Genomic DNA, 21,034 nt, shown 5'->3' with positions numbered 1-21,034 from the left:
GTAGGAGAGGGATCCTGCTAGTAATCAACTTCCTCTGACCACAGAAGGTCAGTGTCAAGAGTTGAAAAATCCTGGACTTTAGATTGGAATTGATCACAGATTGCCAAGGGATCAACCCTCCGCTCAAACAAAGGACTATCAGGAGACTGACAAAATCTACCACTGAAAAACTGACACACGGCACAGCAATCCTTTCCACTCTTAAGCCCTGCTTCAATCTCTTCTTCCTGAAGTATCATTTCCGGTTGCATGGGAGCAAGCTTGAGATTCGCACCATCCCATCGCGCTTTGATAATGCCGCTGATACTCAAGGTCTGCCATCGAGGGTCTTTTTCCACCACCTCTTCGGGAACTCGCAACCAAGCATCGGTACCAAAGCTCTCTACCATCACGTCAAACTCTTGGGGTTGCTGAATCTTAGCAATCTGCTGTCGGGAAAGCTGTTCCGGTGCTACTCCTAATTCAATTTTATCTCCGACACCAGGAATATGGATATAGCATAAGGACTGATTGTCTCCAGACCGGGCTACTTGGTGTAAGGCTTCTAATTCTCCATGAATTAAGACTAGGTGCTTGGGCTTTACCTTGTTGATTACTTGTCCGAGTCCCACCTTATCGGTATGGGCAGAGAGGTTAAACCGTTTGATTTGAGCTTTGACGGTAATTGATTTCCCATCTAGTTCAACAGTGTCCCCAGTTTTGAGACTTTGCAGGAGGCGGCCAGGGGATTCTTCATCAGTGTAGCCAGAAATAAAGATGGCAGCATTCTCTCGCTCTAGCAGTGCTGAGGCATAATAGACTGACGGTCCACCGGTGAGCATACCGGAACTGGCCACAATTACACTGGGTTTTGCGATCGCAATCGGACGTTCCCGAGGGTTTTCGATAGAAATAATCGGGGGTGTACTGGTTTTATCAAAGAATGGCTCCTGGCCGTTAATCTTAACTAAGTTCTGAACTGGAATAGGCAATAAGTCCAGGTTTTCTCGAAATACCTCTGTGACTGCTCTGACCAATCCATCCACAAAGATGGGAACTGTTAATTTATTAAATAGCTTGGAAGTTCGGATGGCTAAGAGGATTTCCTGAGCTCTACCCAAAGCAAAAGAGGGAATCAAGACATTGCCCCCAGCTTGCACTACTTCAGCAATGGATTCCATCAATGCAGTTTCTTGATTTCTTCTAGCGGGGTGGACAGAGGAACCATAGGTAGACTCAGTAATTAAAATATCCGCTTCAGGAAGCTCAGCTAAATTCAAGCCGTTAGTGGTGCGACTATTGGTAGTGTGGAAGTCTCCGGTATAGAGTAAAGACATATCCTTATAGCGCAGATAGATACAAGCCGCACCCAAGATATGCCCGGCATTGATGAACCTTACCATTAGTCCCGGTAATGCCTCAAAGTCTTTGCCTACTGGTTGAGTTTCCAATTGAAACAAGGTTTGTTCTAAATCGGCCTCATCAAATAACTCTGGAGAGTCTTCATTCAGTTGCTGTATCTTCAGTCCATCCCTGAGCATGACATGGGCAATTTCCCTGGTGCCATGAGTGGAAATCATCCGCGCACCAGGGTAGCGGCTGTGAAAGACGGGCACAGCACCAAGATGGTCTTGATGGCTATGGGAGATCAGGAGCAGGTGAGGATTATCCAGATAGTCCAAGGCGGGCAAAGGGTCGTAGCCTTTGGGTCGAGTCCCACAGTCTAAGAGTACTTCATATGGCCCAATCAGAATTTGGAAACAACTGGCACCAATGCTTCTAGCTGCTCCTAAAGGAGTAACAATTAAACGATCATAGGATTGAGAATCAACACTTGCAGATGGGATATCCGGAAACTGGTAATAATATACGTGGATATAGTTTCCCTTCAAACTCACTCGTGCTTGTTGCTGGGTTGAAGGGGAAAACGCTTCCCATTCCCATCTTGTTCGACCTCGCTGTTTAGGCAAGTCTAATTGCCAATCGTTGACATCGGTTTTCTGTTTCAACGTGGCTAAGACTCTATTAATGGTTTCCGTCGGGGGAGCAGCTAGTGTGGATTTGGAGGGATAATGGTCATCTGATAGCCTGGTCAGAGCCTGCTGTAACAAGGTTGTTTGGGTTTGTTGAAATGTTGACTCATGTTTATACTTCCTAGACTCGACCGGTTTGTGGCTGCGGTTTTTCTTCCCTGGGCGACTATTGGAATTGTGCTCTCCTTGGGGTAAAGCTCGATGTAAAATCAGGGTATCTCGTTGGCGCTTAGCAACCACTTCCCACAGTTCCCCAATCTTCATGTGCTTGTTAGAGCCTAAGACACTGATTTTCAGGGTTTTCTGTCCTGGTCTGGACACTTTGAGTTGTACAAACTGTCCCCGTTTTCCTAACTGCACTACTCTGCCAGCGATTAACCATTGCTCCTCCTTGACTGTCTCAGTCATGGCTTCTAGGTAGAGAGAGCCTATTACACCATCTGAGCTAGTATTGGGAGCGACTTGCCAGGAATGGATTCCAGTAGGAATATCATCAGTGGGCAAGGTTTTGATTTTGAATCGAATGCCATCCTCACTAAGGATATAGTTTACCTGAGCTACTGACTCGATGTTTCCAGTTAAGGTGCATTGGATGGTATTGGTCATCGCTGTAGTGGCATTAGCAGTTGACTTTTTGGGGATTTTTTGGATCAGTTGCCACTTTAATCGTAAACAAGCAAATGGGAAATGATCCCAAATTAGGTTGGTAGTTACTTATAAGCTTATATTATACCAGAACGAGTAGAGTTTGGCAGATATGGCACTCAGTGATTAGGCTCAAAGGCTCGTGCTTTATTCTGTATCAATGTAGTATGCCAAATAGTAGGCCAAAGGGGATGTTCATCCGGTCGCTGCTACGGTAACGCAATAAGAATGCGATTCGGGCAAAGCCCGACGCAACGCGCAACGCCATATCGCCATATCGCCATATCGCCATAATATTAAGCCAAACCCTGGAATATATTGCCAATACTATCGGACAGGATGTTATATCAAATCCGTTTAATTGTCCATACTAAAAATTACGATATTGTTAATCATCACTAATCCTTTAGAGGTGATATAAAAACTTGATACTAATTATGTTTGATTTGGGGTTCATGATAGTTTATAATTAGACTATTATTTGGAGCAGAATAGTAGGTTATATTTTAGCTAAACTAGCCTAACCTATCAGCTAATAATTCATTCATAATGAGTGTAAGATAACAGACCCAAAAGACCAAAGTCACGTCAGCATCACCCACAATTAAAACACCTCTATAGACGTTATATATAACATCTATAGTATCCTCTGGTTTTCAAACCAAGGATTGCTTTAGATTAGCTATCCAAGGATAGCTAAATATTGGCAAAATATCGGTATTTTGAGTCAAAATCTAACACCAAACGATGAAAGCAATACTAACAGAAGACAATAGAGAGCAAACCTCATCAGAATTACTACCAATACTATTATTAGTAATTGCCTTACTTGCTTTATCTATAACAGCCATCTTAATCAGGTTTTCTCTTCAAGAAATAAGTGCTAATGCCACAGTATTCAATCGTCTTTGGATAGCTACTCTAGTCTTTGGTTTGTGGAATGGAGTAAACCAAGTACGAACTCAAACATCGAATCAGAAATATGACGCACAGTCAGGTTATAAAATTGGCGATATCCTACTTTTGGTAGGCGTAGCGATATCTCATCTGGGTGGTCGATTTCTATGGACTTGGTCTTTAACTAAGACTAGCGTTGCTAATGGTAATGTACTAGGAGCTTTAACACCATTTTTCGCTACTCTAGGAGGATGGTTATTATTTAAGCAGCGCTTTGACCGTAGATTCCTGATTGGTCTGGCACTTGCATTGTTAGGGGCAACTACTCTACAAATAGAGGATTTTCTAAAGTCGCCCAATAACTTTATCGGTGATAGTGCTGCCTTAGCATCTTCTGTATTTTATGCAGTAAACTTTTTACTATTAGAACAACTACGAACCAAGTTTTCTGTAGAAGGAATACTGATTTGGCGCTGTGCTTTAGGAACACTTTTTATGATCCCAGTGGTTCTGATATTGAGCGATCAAATTTTTCCGATTTCTTGGTCAGTATGGTTAGCAGTGATTTCCCTAGCTGTTGTCTCTGAAGCTGTGGGACATGGTTTAGTAGTATACAGCCTCAAGAACTTTTCTTCAGGCTTTGTTTCCTTAGTGCTGCTTCTTGATCCAATCGTTGGTGCTATTCTAGCCTGGATTCTATTTTCAGAAAGCTTAAGTATTCTTAACATACTAGCTTTTGCTGTGATTATAGAGGGAATATATCTAGCAAAAACTGGCAAAGGTGCTGATAAGCCAAGTATTAATGAACAAAACACCTAAGACCATTTTCCGTTATGGATGCTACAACTATTTAGTCGGTAATTGGTAATTGGTATAGCAGTTCTCAATCCAGTGAGAACTGCTATAACATACTTACGTACTATAAATAAAGATTAGTTATCTTGAAGATAGACTTCTATGAGCATACCAAGCAGCACCCTGCAAAGCGGCCTGGTCATTAAGAATCACATAGATAGGAATAGACTTCAGCAAATCTACCATTTTATCCTTATTAATAAAATTTTCCATAAACAGAGGTTCACGCAGCTTATCGAGAATGCGAGGGGGAATTCCTCCACCGAGATAAACACCCCCAGTTGCGAAAAACTTAAGGGCAGCATTTCCGGCTTCAGATGCCAAGATTGAGACAAACATCTCTAAAGCTTGCACACAAAGGGGACATTTATTGGCCAGAGCTGCATTACTAATTGCTGCCGCTGGCTCTCCTTTGCTCAGTTCTTCTGCTAACCATTCAGGGGTGTTGCCATGACCGCTATCCCGCAAATAATTATACATACGAACCAAGCCAGGACCTCCTAGAAGAATCTCGTAGCTAACCCGTTTGTATTCTTGCTGAACATAACGCATCAGTCCCACTTGAAGCTCATCCAAAGGAGCAAAGTCAGTACTCCCACCTTCAGATGCGATCGCATGAACTCGACCTTCCACCTCAATGGTTGCTGCTTCTCCCAAGCCAGTACCAGGTGATACTACTGCTCGATTGCCCCCTGGTATTTTAGTGCCGACATTAAGAGTAACTAAGTCATCATCCTTTAGGGTTTCTATGCCATAAGCATTGGCTTCTACATCGTTGAGCAAACTAACCGGAACACCGGTAACTGAAACTAATTTAGCCGCTTCTACTTTATCCCAAGGTAAATTAGTCAATTTACACACACCTTCCTGGATTGGACCAGGTAAGCCGAAACAAGCAATTTTAATGGGATGCTCACAGCTTTTAACGAAAGCCCCAACCAGATCTTCAAAACTGTGATAGTCTTTACACTTATAAGTGCTTTTTTGAACTATAGAGAGGTTCTCGTCAAATACCGCTAATCGGCAATTTGTTCCGCCTAAGTCACCTGCTAATATCATAAGTAATTCAAAATTCAAAATTCAAAATTCAAAATTCAAAAATGCTGTCAAACTCTTAACTTAATTATAGGTTAATCACCCTCTGCAAAATCAATTACTAAGGCTCGGCAATCCGGTTGATTGTGGATATCAACTGCTTCTGTTGTTAATTTTGAGAAGGGAACAGTATTAGTAATAATCGGTTCTAGATTAATCTTCTTTGTGCAAATCAGGTCTATGGCCTGACGAAAATGCTCTGGAGTATATCGATAGCTACCATAAATCTTGAGGGAACGATAATGAATTAAATTAGGATTGCCCCGAAACTCAGTTCCCGGGGGTGTTCCACCAAACCCAACTGCGGTACCGCCACACCTCAGCAGGGTTAATGCCTGTTCATAGGTTTCCCCAGAGCCAACGGCTTCAATAACGACATCAGCACCATAACTGTCGGTTTGGGCCATCACTATGTCTTTGAGAGACTCTCGGGTAACATTAACGGTACGATCAGCACCCAAGGCTGATGCCTGTTCCAGAGAATCATCATGTTTGCCAGCTAGAATTATTTTGGTAGCACCTCTCAAGCGGGCTAGCTGAAGGAAGGTCAGTCCCACACCGCCATCACCAATAATTACCACGCAATCGGACAAACCAATATTAGATAAGTCAATACCCTGAAGGATACAGGCTAGTGTTTCTGTATAGGCAGCAAATTCATAGGGAATCGATGAAGGCAGTTCAACGATTCCGCTAGCCAGGGAAGCCGGAACGCATACAAACTCAGCCATGCCACCGGGTTGTAACTTAGTTGGGTTGAGGCAATGGCCTAATGCTCCTCGCTGACAGTAAAAACACTCTCCACAGGGTTTTTCTGGGTTGACGGTAACGCGCATCCCTGGTTTGACTTTGGTAACACCCTCCCCTACAGCAACAACATCTCCCGCCAGCATCCTACCAAAAATGACTGGAGGATTATGTTTGGCGTGTCCCACTAATACCGCCCGTGCGTGCATCGCACAAAAGAAACACTTCTGAACCTGTATCAATACTTCCCCTGCACTAGGTAATGGTCGGTCTATTTTTTGTAAGCGAAAGTTCTCACGTCCTGGACCATACCAGACCGCAGCCTGCATGGTTGTCATACTATCGTGCTGCTCCGTATACATACATGTTTAGGTGAGGTTTAGCCTAGCTATATTCAGCTAAAAACTTTTTCAGCCAAGGCTCAGTGATCTGTTCTAGTGAATTAACGGTGACATCTGCGATCGCAAACCGTTCATCCTCTAGATTTTCTGGTGCTGGAACCGCAATACATCCCATGCTGGCAGCTTTGGCACTAATCACGCCACGAACCGAATCCTCTAAGGCAACACACTTTGTTGGTTCTATACCCAGACGACGGCTAGCCCTGAGATATACGGCTGGATGGGGTTTACCAAATTCCTCTGCTTCTGCTGATGTGATCAGGCTCAAACTCTTCCTTTAAATCGAGCCGTTTGAGTACTGTATCAATTAGACTCATCGGAGATGACGTGGCTAGGGCTAGGGGTAAGTTTAATTCCCGACACAAGTTTACAGCTTCAATTGCACCTGGCATCGGTTGTCCCATCGTCATCAATAGGTCACTCATCCGAGTTATCATTGTTCGACATACCTCAGCTTGGCTAATACCAGTCCAAGGAAATCGAGCATACCAATACTTGACTACTTCATCGTTTCGCAAACCCGTGGTTTGAGACGTAATACTCTCGTTGAGGAGAATGCCAAGGTCATTGAATATTTCTATTTCTACTTGAGACCAAAACGGTTCGCTATCAATTAGCAAACCATCCATATCAAAGATGACAGCTACATCCTGCATTAAAATCTTCCTCAAGAGTCGAGATCTACAACAGTTCGGGTCCAGGCTGTGGACTCCAATTAGTCAATTCTATAGGAAGCTTCTCGATAGGGATACAGGGTAATATCATCTAATTTGGTATAAAATGTACTTGACAAAAATTATCGAATATTATCCTATCCATAAAACTCAATTCACACTATAATCGAGTTTTAATCTGAGTTTAAAAACGGAGAAATAACAAATGCTAAAGGGTTTTGGTTATCAATTACAAACCCAATTAAAATTTGACTGTAAAAAAGTAAAAAAACAACAGTTAATCTCCATCAATGCTATCCAAGCTAACTTATGCTATCCAAGCTAACTTATTAAGTTATGTCGATTATAATTGGCTAGAGTTTCTTTGATTTATTAAGGGGGTATGGCAACCGGATTTGGTATAAGTTGAGGTGCCCTTGACCTAGGGGAATTTTATTCTCCTAGGTCAAGGGCACCTTCGGCTTTTTTCCGTGTTCCCGTAGCGTGGCCTAGGGCCACGCTAGAAACCCCAACTTAAACGAATTAAGTTGGGGGAGTTCACGAGTCTACTTGAACATTACCAGTACAAGAAGTAGAGGTTCCTATATATCTTCAAGGAATCTGCATCGGGGGCTTTATGCCCCCGATGCAGATTCCTTGAAGTAGCCAATAACAATAGCTTTGCCAAAGGCGGACTCAATCTTGGGTGAAAGTCAAGCGGACTTGAGTTAGCAACTCAGTGTAACCGATACTTTTTAGCTACCAAAGTCTACCAATATAGACCAAGGCTCGCCCATGCAAGATGCTTTCACATCCAGGGGGTATCTCCCAAAGCTCTCAGGAATATCCAGCGAGCGCCATAAAAATGTCAAAAAAGTTCCTTCCACCGGGATAGAGAGCGCAACTATTAAACCCTTGGTTTTCGGCTTTAATTTAAGTTACATAATAATCCCTGTCGGTGTTCCCCTAATTTAAGTCTAACAAATAATAAGAGTTTTTGCTAGACTCTGCGACATTTTCTCTAGCTGTATACTAACCCTGAAACACAAATCTACGAAGCCCATGACGGATATTCGTATTACTTCTCAAGATCGATTAAAAACTTACCAATCTTTATCGTTTTTCTTCTTAACCACAACAATTACTGGTTGAGCATTTTCTGCAACTTCACCACTCTGCTTCAATTCTTCAATGGCCCTAGCAATCCTCTTAAAAAGCCTACCCTCACCATATTGCAAATCTTTAATATCATCCTTCTTTGCCGATCCCATGTCTAGGATAATGGTGTTTTCTTTCTGAAGTGTAGTCATGAACGTTCTCCTAACTAAATTTTAGCAAGCTTTGTCAAAAGTTGTATCATGCCCAGCTCTGCCCTTATAAAAAACTTCAAACTGATGTAATGAACATTCCAAAAACTTTTGAAGAACTCAAACCTTTTTTGCCTTCAACATAGCCATTAACTGACCCATTACATCGAAGTTAAGGGTAGAGCAGAAACCAAACTAAAATTTCATTAACTTAGACATACTCTTGGTATAGTTCTTTCCAAAATCCTTGATCCAACCATTTTTCTTCTTACGATTGGACTTCTCATGGCGATCCTTATAGATCTTACTTGCCTCATCGAGACGCTTTGCTTGTTTAAACACAGCCTTCTCAAGAGGCTTTAAACCTGCTGCCTGCTTCTTCTTCTTCTTTTTCTTGCTCCTCTTACTTGAAGACCCAGACAAGAAATCAGGTGTGCCTCCAAAATCCTCTTCACTGCGTAGAATGACAGCGCTCTTAACTCCCTCACTATCAGCCATAACGTTTAGGTTCCTAGATTGATTTAACTACTACAGTTGATTCTATCGCATAAAACATCACTGATCAACAATTAAAGCTGATTTGTAAACAAAACCTCAACAAGCCAGTCGGCGAGTCATTAAATTGGCGATGCGGGCAAAGACCGACGCTACGCGAGCGCCACACTGGAGTCTTCTTCACCTCCCATTTGTTATCGGAGTGGATGACGCAATTGGCCATGGATTCTCAGGCCATACCCAAAGCAGTTGCCATTTACGGAAATAACCATAGACCCTTGGGTGAGCTGGAAAGTCATGGTGCAGCATGTTCAACTGGGATCCACTACGCTGCACATAGCAGATCCCGTTGATGATAGGAGCGCAAGTTTACCCTCCTCAGATGCCCAAATCCCAACGGCAACGGTATAAGCGGTCGCAACACTCCCCATTCTACATCACTCATATCACTTGGATAGGGTTGGCGGTGATGATTGGAGATTTGAGGCAAACGACTCTTAGTGAGAGGGGGTGACATGAACCCTAAAAAGGTGACTATATAAGGCTTTGATGCCAGTTCTCTTAGCAAAGATCAACTAGCAAATTGACCCTAGGAAGGATTTAATGGCAAGCTCAAACCCTTATAACGAAGTCCAAGGTCAGGCGAAAACACCATGTATCTTTCAGGTGCGACCCGTGGCGAATTTAATTCGCCAACGGAAAGAGCACCGATTAAGTAACATATCGGCTGAACGCACTACCCAGTAAGGATTTTAGCTGGCATGTCACCCCCTCAGCGTCAGTAGTGAAAGTGCATCATTTCATAGTAAGAATTCAGGTCAAGGGTTTTAACCTCTCCCACTGTTTAAAACTTCACCTCCCCTCGATTCATGTAATGCACCCATTGATCACACTACTTCTAGGATATAACGACGCAAGAAACAGCCCTGCCCCCTAGGGGGGCGAAACCATACCCAGAATCAGCAACGCCTTTCTCCTTCACATTCGATGGAACCAGTACCCATCATGCAAACAATAGGAAAAACGACTGTATAGGCTGGAATTTCAGATCCACACTTATGAGTACTCTGTTATATTTTCTGAGGAAAGTCTTGACGCTTCAGAACTTTTGCTCCTGCAAGCAGTATTCTAGCACTGAGACCAATCAGTATAAAAATACCAATCCATTCCAGATATGGAAGATGGGGAATTTGTTGAAAAAACTCTTCAGCCAGTTGAGTATGAATAGGTTCAATCGCTTTAAAATAATGTTGATAAAGGAAACTATAAACTGCAACTGGTTCAGTTATTAGGAGTAAATAGGCGAGAGATTGGAAACCTACTACCAGCAAAAGTGCAAAAATATTACTGGTTAACTCAAATGCGATGGTTCGTTGTCGCAACTCAGGTAAAATCAGGTTATTGTACTCGCTAATAGTATCAAAGAACTGGTTAATCGAATTTCTAATACTTGTTGGCTCTAAACTTTGTTTGAGAGCACGTTTATCTGACTGGCGATTATATTTTTTAGATGTCTTGAAAAAATCAAATTCAGGTAATAGGTACTGCATTGTACCATCTAGAGTTAAAAAAGATCGACTCATTTTGAGAAAAGTCCAATTATTTGGGATACGATATTTGGTCAGCACTTTAGATAAGTCAGCCGTTGCCGCACCAAAAGACTTTTCTTTAAACTCTACCCCTTTAAGTTGCGCTTTGGAGGACCAACTCTCTATAGCACGCGACATCTGTGCCCTGACTGTAGGTACATTAACTCTGGGAATATCAACAGCCAACCGCATGATGTAATTAGACGCTTTGCTAAAATCTCCATATGTCAATGCATTCGTATACTCATTATAAGTCACCCTCAACTCCCTATCCAGGGATCCCACGCTACCCATGTCAATGAATACGACTTTGCTCCGACGCAAGAAAATAATATTGCCTGGATGTAGATCTCCATGGTACAAGTTATCTTCAAATACTTGTCGAAGTAATGAAAGAAATATCTTTTCACCTACTTTTTCACTATCAAAGTCATTTTCATCCTCCCATTGAGAGGCTCTGACGGGATCCCTATTCGATACTTTAATATAATCAGAGGCAAGAACCCCATCGATATATTCCATAACTAAAACTCGACGTTTACAATATTTATCATAAATCTTTGGAACATATATTTTATGCTGTTTTAGTGTTTTTCTCATATTACGAGTATTAGAGGCTTCATAGCGATAATCTAATTCCTCATTAAATATTTTATCTAACTGCGATACTGCTTCATCTAAACGTAGGTAACTCATAAAATTCAAAGAAATTAACAGGTTGACAACGACTTTAATTAAATCCAAATCTCGCTTGAATGCTTCTGCTAAATTTGGACGTTGAATTTTAACGATTACCGGTTTTCTTTTACTGCGCAACGTTGCTCTATGAACCTGACCAATTGATGCAGCTGCCAAAGGAGTCTCATCAAAATCTTGAAATATTTTTTCCATGGGTGCTCCTAGCTCTGACTCAATTGTTGATCTAACCATAGCCATAGGGAATCCAATCGCTTCATACTGAAGACGTATTAACTGGTCACAAATCTCATCTGGTAAAATATCGTTTCGCAATGCTAACAACTGACCAGTTTTTACCCAGAAGCCTCCCAAATCTTCAAATATCTGACGTAGATCGTTCGCATTCTTTTGTATATCTGGCTTATTTGTAATTCTGCGAAGTTGTATCCCTAAAAAGTAAATAATAAATCGTCGGATAATGTAGAGAGTAGAAAAACGACGATCTTCCAAATTTTCAGCTATTTTAACTTTCTTTCGTTGTTTGTTATCAATAATAGGAGTAGGGATATCTTCTTTCTTCATCATATTATAAGCAGCCAAAAATAAATTTTAATAATAATCATTGATATCTCGTAGTTATCCTATCATGAAATCCTGAATGTAGTCTTATCAAAAACTAGCTAGTTTTAGGCAGTCCACGATAGTTTCGCTACTGAAACTGTTACTCTTTAAAAAGTACTGCAGTCCATGTTGGATGAGTTTGCGGTATTAGCAGACATAAGTAGAGAAACAGATCAACATCAAAATCAGAAATGTTGAATCGCGAAACAAAAATTTACATATTTTCATAAATTAACCCTATAAAGTCGTATTTTACTTTCACCAAATTAGTTTTGTAAACCAATGTACATAGGTAATTTATTGAGACATATATGATTGAAACGAATTTTATCTAATGCTGTTTTTCCAAAATCTTTCGGCGTTCGCGCAGGGTCGGCTATTTCTATTAGCTGTAATCTTAAATAAGTGATTAAATAGCTATAAATATGAATAATGAATAACTATTTCCCCTACGTCTGAACGGCAAATGTCCAAGCCACAAAATAATTTAACTTGATGATATCCTTGGCTCCATGATAGTTTATTTTTTAAAGTAAAAATAGTTGAACTATCGGCTGTAGGCCACGCTTCGCTAACGGTAATCAATAAATTTCGGTTTTTAACTTGATTTTTTTTTGAATTGAGTTGCCTTTTAAATTGATGAGTTATTTTTTTAATAAAAAATGTTTTTATCTTATTAACCGCTTTATAAAAATTAGATCTCGTTAAGTCTATTTCTTGAAGATTTAACCGTTTCAATAAATCTCGCATACTGATCACACTCTTATCCATTACATACTCCAACTAACAAGATCCAAATGATAAGGTACTGAGAGATAGATAATCTTTTTTTGGTAACGGTTCCAAAATATATTTTATGATTTTTGGAAAACTTATTTAAATCATACTTAACGAGTATGAATTTTATAGCTTTGATGATTTTATCATATTGAACAACTTTTTTGACACTTTTTTTTGACATTCAACACTTCTGCATCAAAAGAATTACCAAACACATGATAGTATCCTGAGGGGGTGACATGCAAGCTAAAATTCCAGGGTAATCCCAGCTATTTTGTATAAATTGTACTTGACAAAACACACGTTGGCGCAAAAGTTGGCTTTGGTTCAATTCAGACTAGACAATCTCTCCAGAATCCAGGAAATTGGATAGAGATTAAATTAGTCTGTTCACATGCTCTCAGCCCTGATGTCCCTTGGCTTTGGTGCTCCCACCCCATCGCCCCTTTCAGCAAAGGATGAAACAGCTCATTCATAGCGTGATTTATCAGTTTGAGGCATTGGATGACCCGAGAGTCAAACCGGAACCCAAGCATAAACTTGTAGATATTGTGACCATAACCATCTTGGCTTCTGTCTGGGGCAGATAATATGGTAGCCATTGAAACCTATGGCAAAGCGAAACAGCAATGGTTAGAGACGTTTTTGAAATTGCCCCATAGTATTCCATATCACGATACCTTTTCGGGAGTCTTGGTATTGATTGACCCAACTCAGTTGGATGAATGCTTCAATAGTTGGGTCGAGCAGTAACCGACCCAGCTAGAGATTAAGCTGATCAATATTGATGGGTTTAACTGCTCGGGGTTCCTACGATCGCGAAAAGCAATCTCATTGCCTTACACACGGTGAGTGCCTGGGCGAGTGAACATCATCTGGTGTTAGCTCAACAACGGGTTCTTGAGCAAGTCCAATGAGATCACAGCCATTCCCGTGCTATGGAAGGGCAACACCCGTGTCGTGATGGTGATACGAAGTTCTCCCTTACCCTGCCAATAATAATACCTAATGTGCCAACTCTTCATGACGCTTTCATGAGCCGAAGAAGGGATGAAGGTATGATTGAAAACTGCCCTAGGTTTTTGATACCCAGTTGACAAATTTAAATGGGATTACCCTGCTATCCTTAGGATAGGCAGCAGTCTGAAATAATCCGGGAAATGTCTGAAGCAACCCGCTCCCAACCATAATACTTGTCACCCAGATGGCGTCCGTATCGACCCATTTTTTCAGCTAACTCTTTATTGTCCAATAAAGAGTTAATTGCTTCTGCAAAGGCATCGGGATTCTCATAGTCACTGATCAAGAGACCATTCATACCTGGGATGACTACTTCTGGGTTTCCTCCTCGCATTGTGGTAACCATAGGAAGACCTGTTGCCATGGCTTCATAATGAACTCGTGCTAAAGGTTCTTGCCATTGAGATGCACAAACAAAGATATCACCCATGAGGAAGTACTTCTGGACATTTGCCGGTGGAATAAAGCCAGTCAAATAAATTGAGTCTTCATAGGTTTTTGCTTGTTCTTTCAGTTGACGAACATATTTATTTTCCTCGTTATGGCCGTACCATTTGCTGCCCACTATAAAAAGAAATGTTGATGGATGTTGTTCTAGAATTTGGGGTAAGGCAGAAATTAGGATATGGGGTCCTTTCTTAATACTTAATCGACCTACATAAACAACGATTTTGCGATCGGTCAATCCGTGAGAACTTAGCAATTCTTGGCGACGTCTAGATCCTTCCGGTGACCATCGGGACTGAAACTGTTCTAAATCAACTCCTGCATATACGGGGTTAAGTTTATGTCGGTAGTCAGGGAAGAGATCGGCAATTCCATCAGCAATAAATTTGCTGACTGTTATGACTCCTCTGACCTTCTCTAGACAAGTCTCAGCAACCTCAGGTTTAATCTTTTCCTCATGAAACATTTCATTGTGCATGCTCAGGAGAAACTGACTACTAGGGCTAGCAGCAGCAATAGAGGGTAAGTATTTAGGGCGATTGTAAAGAATGACTAAATCGAATTTTTCCTCAGCTACAAATTTAGCAGCTGCTTGGTAGTAAGCATCACTATCACCTGTGGGGAAGCGCTGGTAGCTGACTCCATTCAGGACATGTTGATTGGGCAAATCTGAATCAGTGACAGAAAAAACACTAACGTCATGAAACTTGCTTAGATAAGGTAGTATTCCGTCAATATAAGTCTGGATTGCACCTCCTCGAATACATGGAACAGGAAGCTTCTCAGTGCAGATTAAGAGGATCCTCACTACTTTGACCTCATAACTTCTTAAATTTGATTACTTTTCTCTGACGACATGATTACTCAGCTCTTTGCTGTCCTTAATTTAGGGGCGTTGCAAAGCTGGTTTTCAGTTCGCTGACAGTGGTAGCTTGGTTAGACCTTGGACACAACGAGTTATTCACCAAACTTAGTGGTGACTGCTGATAGCAGGACGCAATCTGCAACCTGATTTTGGGTTTTGTCGAACACCCAAACCTTGAGATCAACCCATGCTTATTAATCCATATAAAGTGTGTTTAATTTTTTTGACACACTTTATATGGATTTTATTGCCAAGATTGCTCAATGTTATTGTGCCTTCAATGATTTTATAGTTATTGTGCCCCCAACGATTTTATATGAAATGTAAGAATTCAGGTGAGGGTGGTTGACAAAATATTGAAATCCGGTGTGGTAGCGGCATGAGCGAACAACCGAAACCCGAAAAACTAGCTCCCCCCCAACTCAAGCCACTGACAACAGAGCAGTTGGTGGTCGTGATACTGCAGCAAAAGCTGATCGACCAACTGTTGAAGGAATTAGCCGAACTCAAGCTCACACTTAAACCCAACACCTAAATTACCTCAGAATCGTCATAGCGCGGACTTAATAGACCTCTCCAAAAACTTGAAACTATCTCAGTAACTGCTTTTCAGCGCTCAAATTGACCAAGTAAATTTCACCTGAGGGGGTGACATTTGCCCTGAAAAGCTTACTATATAAGGCTTTGATGCCAATTATCTTAGCAAAGATAAACTGGCAAATTCACCCTACGAATGATTTTCTAGAAGCTCAAACCCTTATAACTACCTCCAAGCTCAGGCCAAAACAGTATGTATATTCTAGGTGCGCACCTGTAGCGAATTTAATTCGCCTAGGTCAGGCGCACCGATTAAGTAACATATCGGCTTAAAGTACTCCCAGTAAGGATTTTAGCTGGCATTTTACCCCCTCAGGTCTCCTCTAGAAGGAGAAAGAACATTTGCTATCGTAGGAGATGCAAGTTCAATTGAAGAGGCGACAGACATTGATTATTTTATCACTAACGCCTAATGTGAATTAGACACAAGAGAAAGGAGGCTCGAAGATGGAAATGTCACTGACCACCCGGAAACCTCCTATGAACAGTATAGACTTTCCAACGCTGATAACCACCATTTTTGTTCTGGTGGATTACTGGTATCAACAAAAAATTAAACCCCTCTTACTGCTGAAAGCAGGAGCAAAAGCGCGTTTGAGCGATTCAGATTCAGAGGTGGAAATCCATACCGTTCCTGGTAGTCATATATCTAATGATGAGAGCTAATTTGTCAAGTAAATATTAATAAGCTTGAAAGCCTTACTATGATTGTCTTTTGGGTATTAAATAGTTCAATTGTTCTAGTTGAGCGCAAGCCTTATCCTACAAGGTTTAGTGCGAGTTTACAAATCAGCTCTTAGGCTCCAGCATCACCAACTTTGCCCTTGATGTTTGGGTTGATCACCATAGTGGTTCGGTTACTCAGTTATCCTTTCTGATTCTGTTTAGTACCCTCCCCTGTTCCGTTGCTGCATCGCTATATACTAAGCAGATTTAGCCAGTAAAGGTTCTACGGTCTGGGAGGATTCACCGACCTGCTCTAAAATCTCAATCAATTCCCGTTCAAAGGTGACCAAAGCACGATTGGTTTTCCCACCAATATAAAAGCGATCGCCTTTTTGTAATGCCCAAATCTGAGAGTGGGAGACATAACTCATCAGTACCCCTAACATCAGTAAGCCAAAGCCAGTGTATACAAAGGGAATACCGGGGTCAGCTTTAATTTGTAAGCCAGTGCTGCCGATGACATCTTTAATTTTAAGTATCACCCCATTGACCTTAATCCCCATACCAGGACGAACGGTGGAAACGAGATTACCCGTTCCATCATAGACAAACAGGGTTCCCTGCAAATCCCTCGCTAAAAGGGATACCCCTTCACTTAAATCAGGTTTTGTGGGAACCCAAGTGCCCCAAATCCGTCCCTCACCATTAGTGGGAAGTTGTGCCATGGGAAGCTGGAAAATTGGACTATTATTCAACTGCACCTGAACCCCAGCAATCCCCCAATCGGTTTGGTAAAAGGTGACACCTCGATATCTTAGGGGCTTATTCACATAAATAGTCTCTTGGTCAACCTCCTCACCTTGACTATCCAAAACTGACAGATTGGAGTAAAATTGATCAATGTCCCCAGACGGAGTGTAATCAATCCAGAAGCGATTCACCCGCACTGACAAATCTTTGGGGATTTGGGGCCAAGCAAACGGACCGGCATCAATAATGTTTCTAACTTGGAATGTATTGCCACTGGTAACCATTTCCTGAGCCGTAAATCCTGTCATTGAGCCCCAAATTGACCCTCCCAGGATAATCAACATACTGGCATGAACTACAATGGGACCAATCCGTCCGATAATTCCTTTACGGGCGTAGATAGTATCCCCCTCTTGGAATACCTTGTAACGCCGCTTTTCTAACAACTCAGTCAGGGAAGTAAAAGACCCCTTGTCCAACTCTACACTCAAGGCAAGTTTCCCAAACTGGCGGGGTTGTTTGTAAAACTTCCAATTCCCGGCTGCTTTTAAAGCCGGAAATTGACGAGTGAAGGTACAGGCGGTCAGACTACTACCGAATAACACTAATAAGGACAAAAACCACCAAGTCCGATAGACATGATCTAAGCCTAGGAGCAACAACACCTTCCAGCTGAGGAAACCAAACAAGGCTGGGTCTTCAGGATAATTAGCTTGGTAAAAGGCCAGAGATTCCCCCTGTTCAATAACTGTACCGCTGATGCTAAATAATGCGATCGCAAGTAGCAAGATAATCGCTAGCCGTAAGTTAGCTAGCAATGATACTAACCGACGCCACAACCGACTGCTACTAGTCAATGATGAGTTTTCTGATGTGTTTTCTGATAAATTTTCTGATGAATTTTCTGATCTGTTTTCTAAAGTCATATAAAGTCTAGTTAATTACTTGTTTTCTTAATAGAATGAGCAGATTTAGGAAAAGAATATCAGTAGCATTCAGCGGTCAGCTTAAAATAAACCCAGCGTAGCGTGCGCCGATTCGCAAACGAGAGAATTTAATAGTTCGAGATTAATGATAATTGAAAGTCTTCAGAAAAGTCTATTGCGCATCAGGTGATAGCTGATAGCTGATAGCTGATAACTGATAGCTGATAGCTGATAGCTGATAGCTGATAGCTGATAGCTGATAGCTGATAGCTGATAGCTGATAGCTGATAACTGATAGCTGATAGCTGATAGCTGATAGCTGATAGCTGATAGCTGATAACTGATAGCTGATAGCTGATAGCTGATAGCTGACGACGCACTCAGTACTCAGTACTCAGTCAAAAAATTCCTACAGGAATCCGAGACAACAAAGAAAACACACCAAATGCCACCAATAGCGCACCACTTACTGGTGTAATCCAACTCGACCACTGTCGCAATTCTAATAATCGTTTAATTGAAGCAGTAAAGGTACCTGCCAAGATCAAGGGTGCCACATAACCAGCTGTATAAGACAACAGCAAGGCACCACCTAAGACTAAATCTTTAGTTGAGACAACCCAAGCCAGTAACGTTGCTAATACGGGTGTACTGCAAGGAGAAGCGACTAAACCGAAGGTCAAACCAATCAGATAAGAGCGTAACCCTTTCGGCCATTCCTGGGAAATCCAATCCATACCACCCCAAGTTGGAAACTGTAGCGGTAGTGCTTCTAGTAAATTCAACCCCATAATAATGGCGATTAGGCTGACAATAATCGGTAAGCCAACACCGATTTGACCATAGACTCGCCCGATAGATGCTGCGATAATTCCTAATGCAGCTAAGGTTGTGGCTAAGCCTAAGGCAAACCATACCGATTGGGTAGCAGNATAGCTGATAGCTGATAGCTGATAGCTGATAGCTGATAGCTGATAGCTGATAGCTGATAGCTGATAGCTGATAGCTGATAGCTGATAGCTGATAGCTGATAGCTGATAGCTGATAGCTGATAGCTGATAGCTGATAGCTGATAGCTGATAGCTGATAGCTGATAGCTGATAGCTGATAGCTGATAGCTGATAGCTGATAGCTGATAGCTGATAGCTGATAGCTGATAGCTGATAGCTGATAGCTGATAGCTGATAGCTGATAGCTGATAGCTGACGACGCACTCAGTACTCAGTACTCAGTCAAAAAATTCCTACAGGAATCCGAGACAACAAAGAAAACACACCAAATGCCACCAATAGCGCACCACTTACTGGTGTAATCCAACTCGACCACTGTCGCAATTCTAATAATCGTTTAATTGAAGCAGTAAAGGTACCTGCCAAGATCAAGGGTGCCACATAACCAGCTGTATAAGACAACAGCAAGGCACCACCTAAGACTAAATCTTTAGTTGAGACAACCCAAGCCAGTAACGTTGCTAATACGGGTGTACTGCAAGGAGAAGCGACTAAACCGAAGGTCAAACCAATCAGATAAGAGCGTAACCCTTTCGGCCATTCCTGGGAAATCCAATCCATACCACCCCAAGTTGGAAACTGTAGCGGTAGTGCTTCTAGTAAATTCAACCCCATAATAATGGCGATTAGGCTGACAATAATCGGTAAGCCAACACCGATTTGACCATAGACTCGCCCGATAGATGCTGCGATAATTCCTAATGCAGCTAAGGTTGTGGCTAAGCCTAAGGCAAACCATACCGATTGGGTAGCAGCTTGCAGCCGTCCTTGATTTTCATAACCACCGATGTAGCCAATCGTGATGGGTAGCATAGATAGCATACAGGGGGTTAGGCTAGTCAGCAACCCAGCAGCAAAGATGATGGCGATGCTGACTAGGCTCAGGTGAGTCAGTTGACTGTCAACCAGGTTATTAGCAAATTGTTGGAGTTGATAAAGTTGAGTCGAGAATGTGTCAAGCATAGGGAATCTGAACACCCAGTTTGGTTGAATTGTAGCGTATTGAACTCCTTACGTAGAGTGGCCAAAATGCCAGGTATATATACCAAAAAGGTTACTGCCCAGGTAGATGTAAAGGAGGAGTTGCAGTTTTCAGTTGGATGAGGTAGACACCAAATTTATTCCCCTTGAGATGTATCTCACTTCTGGAACTGCTAGATATTGTGCCTTTTACATCCATGATGTATAATTTACGTTCTCATATTAATGAGGTAGACAGGATTTCTTGACTGTTCCCTATTCCCTATTCCCTATTCCCTATTCCCTATTCCCTATTCCCTATTCCCTATTCCCTATTCCCTGTTCCCTATTCCATAAAATCCACAACTTGTATACCTCACCTATTTGATAAATACTATAGTAAGGCACGATAATAATAAGTCGGCAAACTTTTTTAAGGGGATAGACTATGTTCACTAAACGTGACCTTCCCTCAGAGCAGGAACTGCTAAATTTGGCGAGACAGTACCCTGAGCTAGATATAGCATCAGTGTTTACTTGTCTGTCGTTCCTGAAAACTACCACTGAGATCTACGAAGCGATTGACACTCATTTGGGTCGCTACGAGTTATCAATCGGTAAGTTTACCGTACTCATGCTATTACACAAAGCTGGTGAGTTAGGGTTGACTCCTTCCGAATGTGCTCAACAGGCTGGTGTTACTCGTGGGACAATCACAGGTCTGCTCGATGGTCTCGAACGTCAAGGGTTAGTTAAACGCCAGCCCCACCCAGATGACCGACGGATGCTGATGGTTCAGCTGACTCCAAACGGTTGGCAGTTCTTGAAGGAAATGCTTCCCAACCACTTTAATCGGGTGACAGGTTTGATGGCTAACCTGACTGGCGCAGAAAAGAAAACCTTCGTTAAACTTTTAGCAAAGTTGCGAGCGGGAACCCCTGCTATGCAATCTGCTGAATTTCAGCTGACCCAGTAATGAGGGATTGCTCAAAAAATCTTTTACCGGTGCTCGTAATTG

The 21,034-nt window shown here is 41.8% G+C and carries 20 protein-coding genes and 2 pseudogenes; 8 read left to right on the top strand and 14 right to left on the bottom strand.

The window, feature by feature from the left end; translation table 11 throughout:
- Positions 1–17: 17 nt before the first annotated feature.
- The gene (locus tag BJP37_RS01780) at positions 18–2,618 is read right to left on the bottom strand and encodes an MBL fold metallo-hydrolase (RefSeq protein WP_075896003.1); all 2,601 of its coding nucleotides are present in this window, start codon (positions 2,616–2,618) and stop codon (positions 18–20) included.
- A gap of 786 nt (positions 2,619–3,404) precedes the next feature.
- On the opposite strand from BJP37_RS01780, the gene BJP37_RS01775 reads away from it, so the two are divergent.
- Positions 3,405–4,373 carry a DMT family transporter gene (locus BJP37_RS01775; RefSeq protein WP_075896001.1) on the top strand — a complete coding sequence of 323 codons (969 nt, stop codon included), beginning with the start codon at positions 3,405–3,407 and terminating at the stop codon, positions 4,371–4,373.
- 117 nt (positions 4,374–4,490) lie between these two features.
- Here the strand turns inward: BJP37_RS01775 and glk are convergent, their stop codons facing one another.
- From glk to BJP37_RS45305, 6 genes and pseudogenes are all read right to left on the bottom strand, one after another.
- Positions 4,491–5,468 carry a glucokinase gene (gene glk / locus BJP37_RS01770; RefSeq protein ID WP_075905669.1) on the bottom strand — a complete coding sequence of 326 codons (978 nt, stop codon included), beginning with the start codon at positions 5,466–5,468 and terminating at the stop codon, positions 4,491–4,493.
- A gap of 71 nt (positions 5,469–5,539) precedes the next feature.
- Entirely contained in the window at positions 5,540–6,589 is a 1,050-nt protein-coding gene (locus BJP37_RS01765; RefSeq protein WP_229415159.1) for a zinc-dependent alcohol dehydrogenase, read from the bottom strand.
- A gap of 46 nt (positions 6,590–6,635) precedes the next feature.
- Positions 6,636–7,281, bottom strand: a pseudogene (hxpB, locus tag BJP37_RS44185) (hexitol phosphatase HxpB).
- A gap of 1,127 nt (positions 7,282–8,408) precedes the next feature.
- Complete coding sequence (locus BJP37_RS01755) at positions 8,409–8,615, bottom strand: DUF6200 domain-containing protein (protein WP_075895999.1); 207 nt, start codon at positions 8,613–8,615, stop codon at positions 8,409–8,411.
- A 192-nt stretch (positions 8,616–8,807) separates the two neighbouring features.
- Positions 8,808–9,110, bottom strand: coding sequence for a DUF6312 domain-containing protein (locus tag BJP37_RS01750; protein ID WP_075895997.1), 303 nt, complete (start codon positions 9,108–9,110; stop codon positions 8,808–8,810).
- A 177-nt stretch (positions 9,111–9,287) separates the two neighbouring features.
- The gene (locus BJP37_RS45305; RefSeq protein WP_369121420.1) at positions 9,288–9,452 is read right to left on the bottom strand and encodes a transposase; all 165 of its coding nucleotides are present in this window, start codon (positions 9,450–9,452) and stop codon (positions 9,288–9,290) included.
- A gap of 258 nt (positions 9,453–9,710) precedes the next feature.
- On the opposite strand from BJP37_RS45305, the gene BJP37_RS38190 reads away from it, so the two are divergent.
- Positions 9,711–9,854: a hypothetical protein gene (locus BJP37_RS38190; protein WP_158069352.1), complete on the top strand. Its 144-nt coding sequence runs from the start codon at positions 9,711–9,713 to the stop codon at positions 9,852–9,854.
- Between the two features lie 323 nt (positions 9,855–10,177).
- Here the strand turns inward: BJP37_RS38190 and BJP37_RS01740 are convergent, their stop codons facing one another.
- Together BJP37_RS01740 and BJP37_RS01735 are read right to left on the bottom strand one after the other, a co-directional pair.
- Complete coding sequence (locus tag BJP37_RS01740; RefSeq protein WP_229415158.1) at positions 10,178–11,974, bottom strand: ABC1 kinase family protein; 1,797 nt, start codon at positions 11,972–11,974, stop codon at positions 10,178–10,180.
- A 438-nt stretch (positions 11,975–12,412) separates the two neighbouring features.
- Positions 12,413–12,766, bottom strand: coding sequence for a hypothetical protein (locus BJP37_RS01735; protein WP_075895993.1), 354 nt, complete (start codon positions 12,764–12,766; stop codon positions 12,413–12,415).
- A 467-nt stretch (positions 12,767–13,233) separates the two neighbouring features.
- Here BJP37_RS01735 and BJP37_RS41860 point away from each other — a divergent pair, with 467 nt between their 5' ends.
- Both BJP37_RS41860 and BJP37_RS01725 read left to right on the top strand, forming a co-directional pair.
- The gene (locus BJP37_RS41860; RefSeq protein WP_143727421.1) at positions 13,234–13,365 is read left to right on the top strand and encodes a transposase family protein; all 132 of its coding nucleotides are present in this window, start codon (positions 13,234–13,236) and stop codon (positions 13,363–13,365) included.
- A 1-nt stretch (position 13,366) separates the two neighbouring features.
- On the top strand, positions 13,367–13,528 hold the full coding sequence (locus BJP37_RS01725) for a transposase family protein (protein ID WP_081431028.1): 162 nt from the start codon (positions 13,367–13,369) through the stop codon (positions 13,526–13,528).
- Positions 13,529–13,901: 373 nt separating this feature from the next.
- Here the strand turns inward: BJP37_RS01725 and BJP37_RS01720 are convergent, their stop codons facing one another.
- Complete coding sequence (locus BJP37_RS01720; protein WP_075895989.1) at positions 13,902–15,050, bottom strand: glycosyltransferase family 4 protein; 1,149 nt, start codon at positions 15,048–15,050, stop codon at positions 13,902–13,904.
- Between the two features lie 436 nt (positions 15,051–15,486).
- On the opposite strand from BJP37_RS01720, the gene BJP37_RS38185 reads away from it, so the two are divergent.
- Both BJP37_RS38185 and BJP37_RS01715 read left to right on the top strand, forming a co-directional pair.
- The gene (locus BJP37_RS38185) at positions 15,487–15,642 is read left to right on the top strand and encodes a hypothetical protein (RefSeq protein ID WP_158069351.1); all 156 of its coding nucleotides are present in this window, start codon (positions 15,487–15,489) and stop codon (positions 15,640–15,642) included.
- A gap of 509 nt (positions 15,643–16,151) precedes the next feature.
- Positions 16,152–16,370: a hypothetical protein gene (locus BJP37_RS01715; RefSeq protein ID WP_075895987.1), complete on the top strand. Its 219-nt coding sequence runs from the start codon at positions 16,152–16,154 to the stop codon at positions 16,368–16,370.
- A gap of 257 nt (positions 16,371–16,627) precedes the next feature.
- Here BJP37_RS01715 and BJP37_RS01710 read toward each other — a convergent pair whose 3' ends face one another.
- The 4 genes and pseudogenes from BJP37_RS01710 to BJP37_RS01695 all read right to left on the bottom strand — a co-directional run bounded on the left by BJP37_RS01710 (position 16,628) and on the right by BJP37_RS01695 (position 20,019).
- Positions 16,628–18,046, bottom strand: a complete 1,419-nt coding sequence (locus BJP37_RS01710) for a cytochrome c biogenesis protein (protein WP_075895985.1) — start codon at positions 18,044–18,046, stop codon at positions 16,628–16,630.
- 182 nt (positions 18,047–18,228) lie between these two features.
- Positions 18,229–18,426 carry a hypothetical protein gene (locus BJP37_RS01705; protein WP_158069350.1) on the bottom strand — a complete coding sequence of 66 codons (198 nt, stop codon included), beginning with the start codon at positions 18,424–18,426 and terminating at the stop codon, positions 18,229–18,231.
- Between the two features lie 18 nt (positions 18,427–18,444).
- Positions 18,445–18,975 (bottom strand): annotated as a pseudogene (locus BJP37_RS01700) (cytochrome c biogenesis protein CcdA); the annotation flags it as partial.
- 303 nt (positions 18,976–19,278) lie between these two features.
- Positions 19,279–20,019, bottom strand: coding sequence for a cytochrome c biogenesis protein CcdA (locus BJP37_RS01695; RefSeq protein WP_075895983.1), 741 nt, complete (start codon positions 20,017–20,019; stop codon positions 19,279–19,281).
- 262 nt (positions 20,020–20,281) lie between these two features.
- Between BJP37_RS01695 and BJP37_RS43170 the strand changes: the two genes are divergently transcribed.
- Positions 20,282–20,404 carry a hypothetical protein gene (locus tag BJP37_RS43170; protein ID WP_269086930.1) on the top strand — a complete coding sequence of 41 codons (123 nt, stop codon included), beginning with the start codon at positions 20,282–20,284 and terminating at the stop codon, positions 20,402–20,404.
- Positions 20,405–20,464: 60 nt separating this feature from the next.
- Positions 20,465–20,992, top strand: coding sequence for a MarR family winged helix-turn-helix transcriptional regulator (locus tag BJP37_RS01690; RefSeq protein ID WP_075895981.1), 528 nt, complete (start codon positions 20,465–20,467; stop codon positions 20,990–20,992).
- Positions 20,993–21,034 lie beyond the last annotated feature (42 nt).

The sequence above is a fragment of the Moorena bouillonii PNG genome (assembly GCF_001942495.1).
Taxonomy (GTDB): Bacteria; Cyanobacteriota; Cyanobacteriia; order Cyanobacteriales; family Coleofasciculaceae; genus Moorena; species Moorena bouillonii.
This window is presented reverse-complemented; position numbering and strand designations above follow the sequence as displayed.

What these genes read in the sequence shown, in the direction of transcription:
- BJP37_RS01725 (WP_081431028.1), top strand. Translation starts at nt 13,367, where the DNA reads ATGGTAGCCATTGAAACCTATGGCAAAGCGAAACAGCAATGGTTAGAG.
- BJP37_RS01775 (WP_075896001.1), top strand. Translation starts at nt 3,405, where the DNA reads ATGAAAGCAATACTAACAGAAGACAATAGAGAGCAAACCTCATCAGAA.
- BJP37_RS01765 (WP_229415159.1), bottom strand. Translation starts at nt 6,589, where the DNA reads ATGACAACCATGCAGGCTGCGGTCTGGTATGGTCCAGGACGTGAGAAC.
- BJP37_RS01750 (WP_075895997.1), bottom strand. Translation starts at nt 9,110, where the DNA reads ATGGCTGATAGTGAGGGAGTTAAGAGCGCTGTCATTCTACGCAGTGAA.
- glk (WP_075905669.1), bottom strand. Translation starts at nt 5,468, where the DNA reads ATGATATTAGCAGGTGACTTAGGCGGAACAAATTGCCGATTAGCGGTA.
- BJP37_RS01695 (WP_075895983.1), bottom strand. Translation starts at nt 20,019, where the DNA reads ATGCTTGACACATTCTCGACTCAACTTTATCAACTCCAACAATTTGCT.
- BJP37_RS38185 (WP_158069351.1), top strand. Translation starts at nt 15,487, where the DNA reads ATGAGCGAACAACCGAAACCCGAAAAACTAGCTCCCCCCCAACTCAAG.
- BJP37_RS01755 (WP_075895999.1), bottom strand. Translation starts at nt 8,615, where the DNA reads ATGACTACACTTCAGAAAGAAAACACCATTATCCTAGACATGGGATCG.
- BJP37_RS01735 (WP_075895993.1), bottom strand. Translation starts at nt 12,766, where the DNA reads ATGGATAAGAGTGTGATCAGTATGCGAGATTTATTGAAACGGTTAAAT.
- BJP37_RS41860 (WP_143727421.1), top strand. Translation starts at nt 13,234, where the DNA reads ATGAAACAGCTCATTCATAGCGTGATTTATCAGTTTGAGGCATTGGAT.
- BJP37_RS38190 (WP_158069352.1), top strand. Translation starts at nt 9,711, where the DNA reads ATGGCAAGCTCAAACCCTTATAACGAAGTCCAAGGTCAGGCGAAAACA.
- BJP37_RS01690 (WP_075895981.1), top strand. Translation starts at nt 20,465, where the DNA reads ATGTTCACTAAACGTGACCTTCCCTCAGAGCAGGAACTGCTAAATTTG.
- BJP37_RS01715 (WP_075895987.1), top strand. Translation starts at nt 16,152, where the DNA reads ATGGAAATGTCACTGACCACCCGGAAACCTCCTATGAACAGTATAGAC.
- BJP37_RS01780 (WP_075896003.1), bottom strand. Translation starts at nt 2,618, where the DNA reads ATGACCAATACCATCCAATGCACCTTAACTGGAAACATCGAGTCAGTA.
- BJP37_RS01710 (WP_075895985.1), bottom strand. Translation starts at nt 18,046, where the DNA reads ATGACTTTAGAAAACAGATCAGAAAATTCATCAGAAAATTTATCAGAA.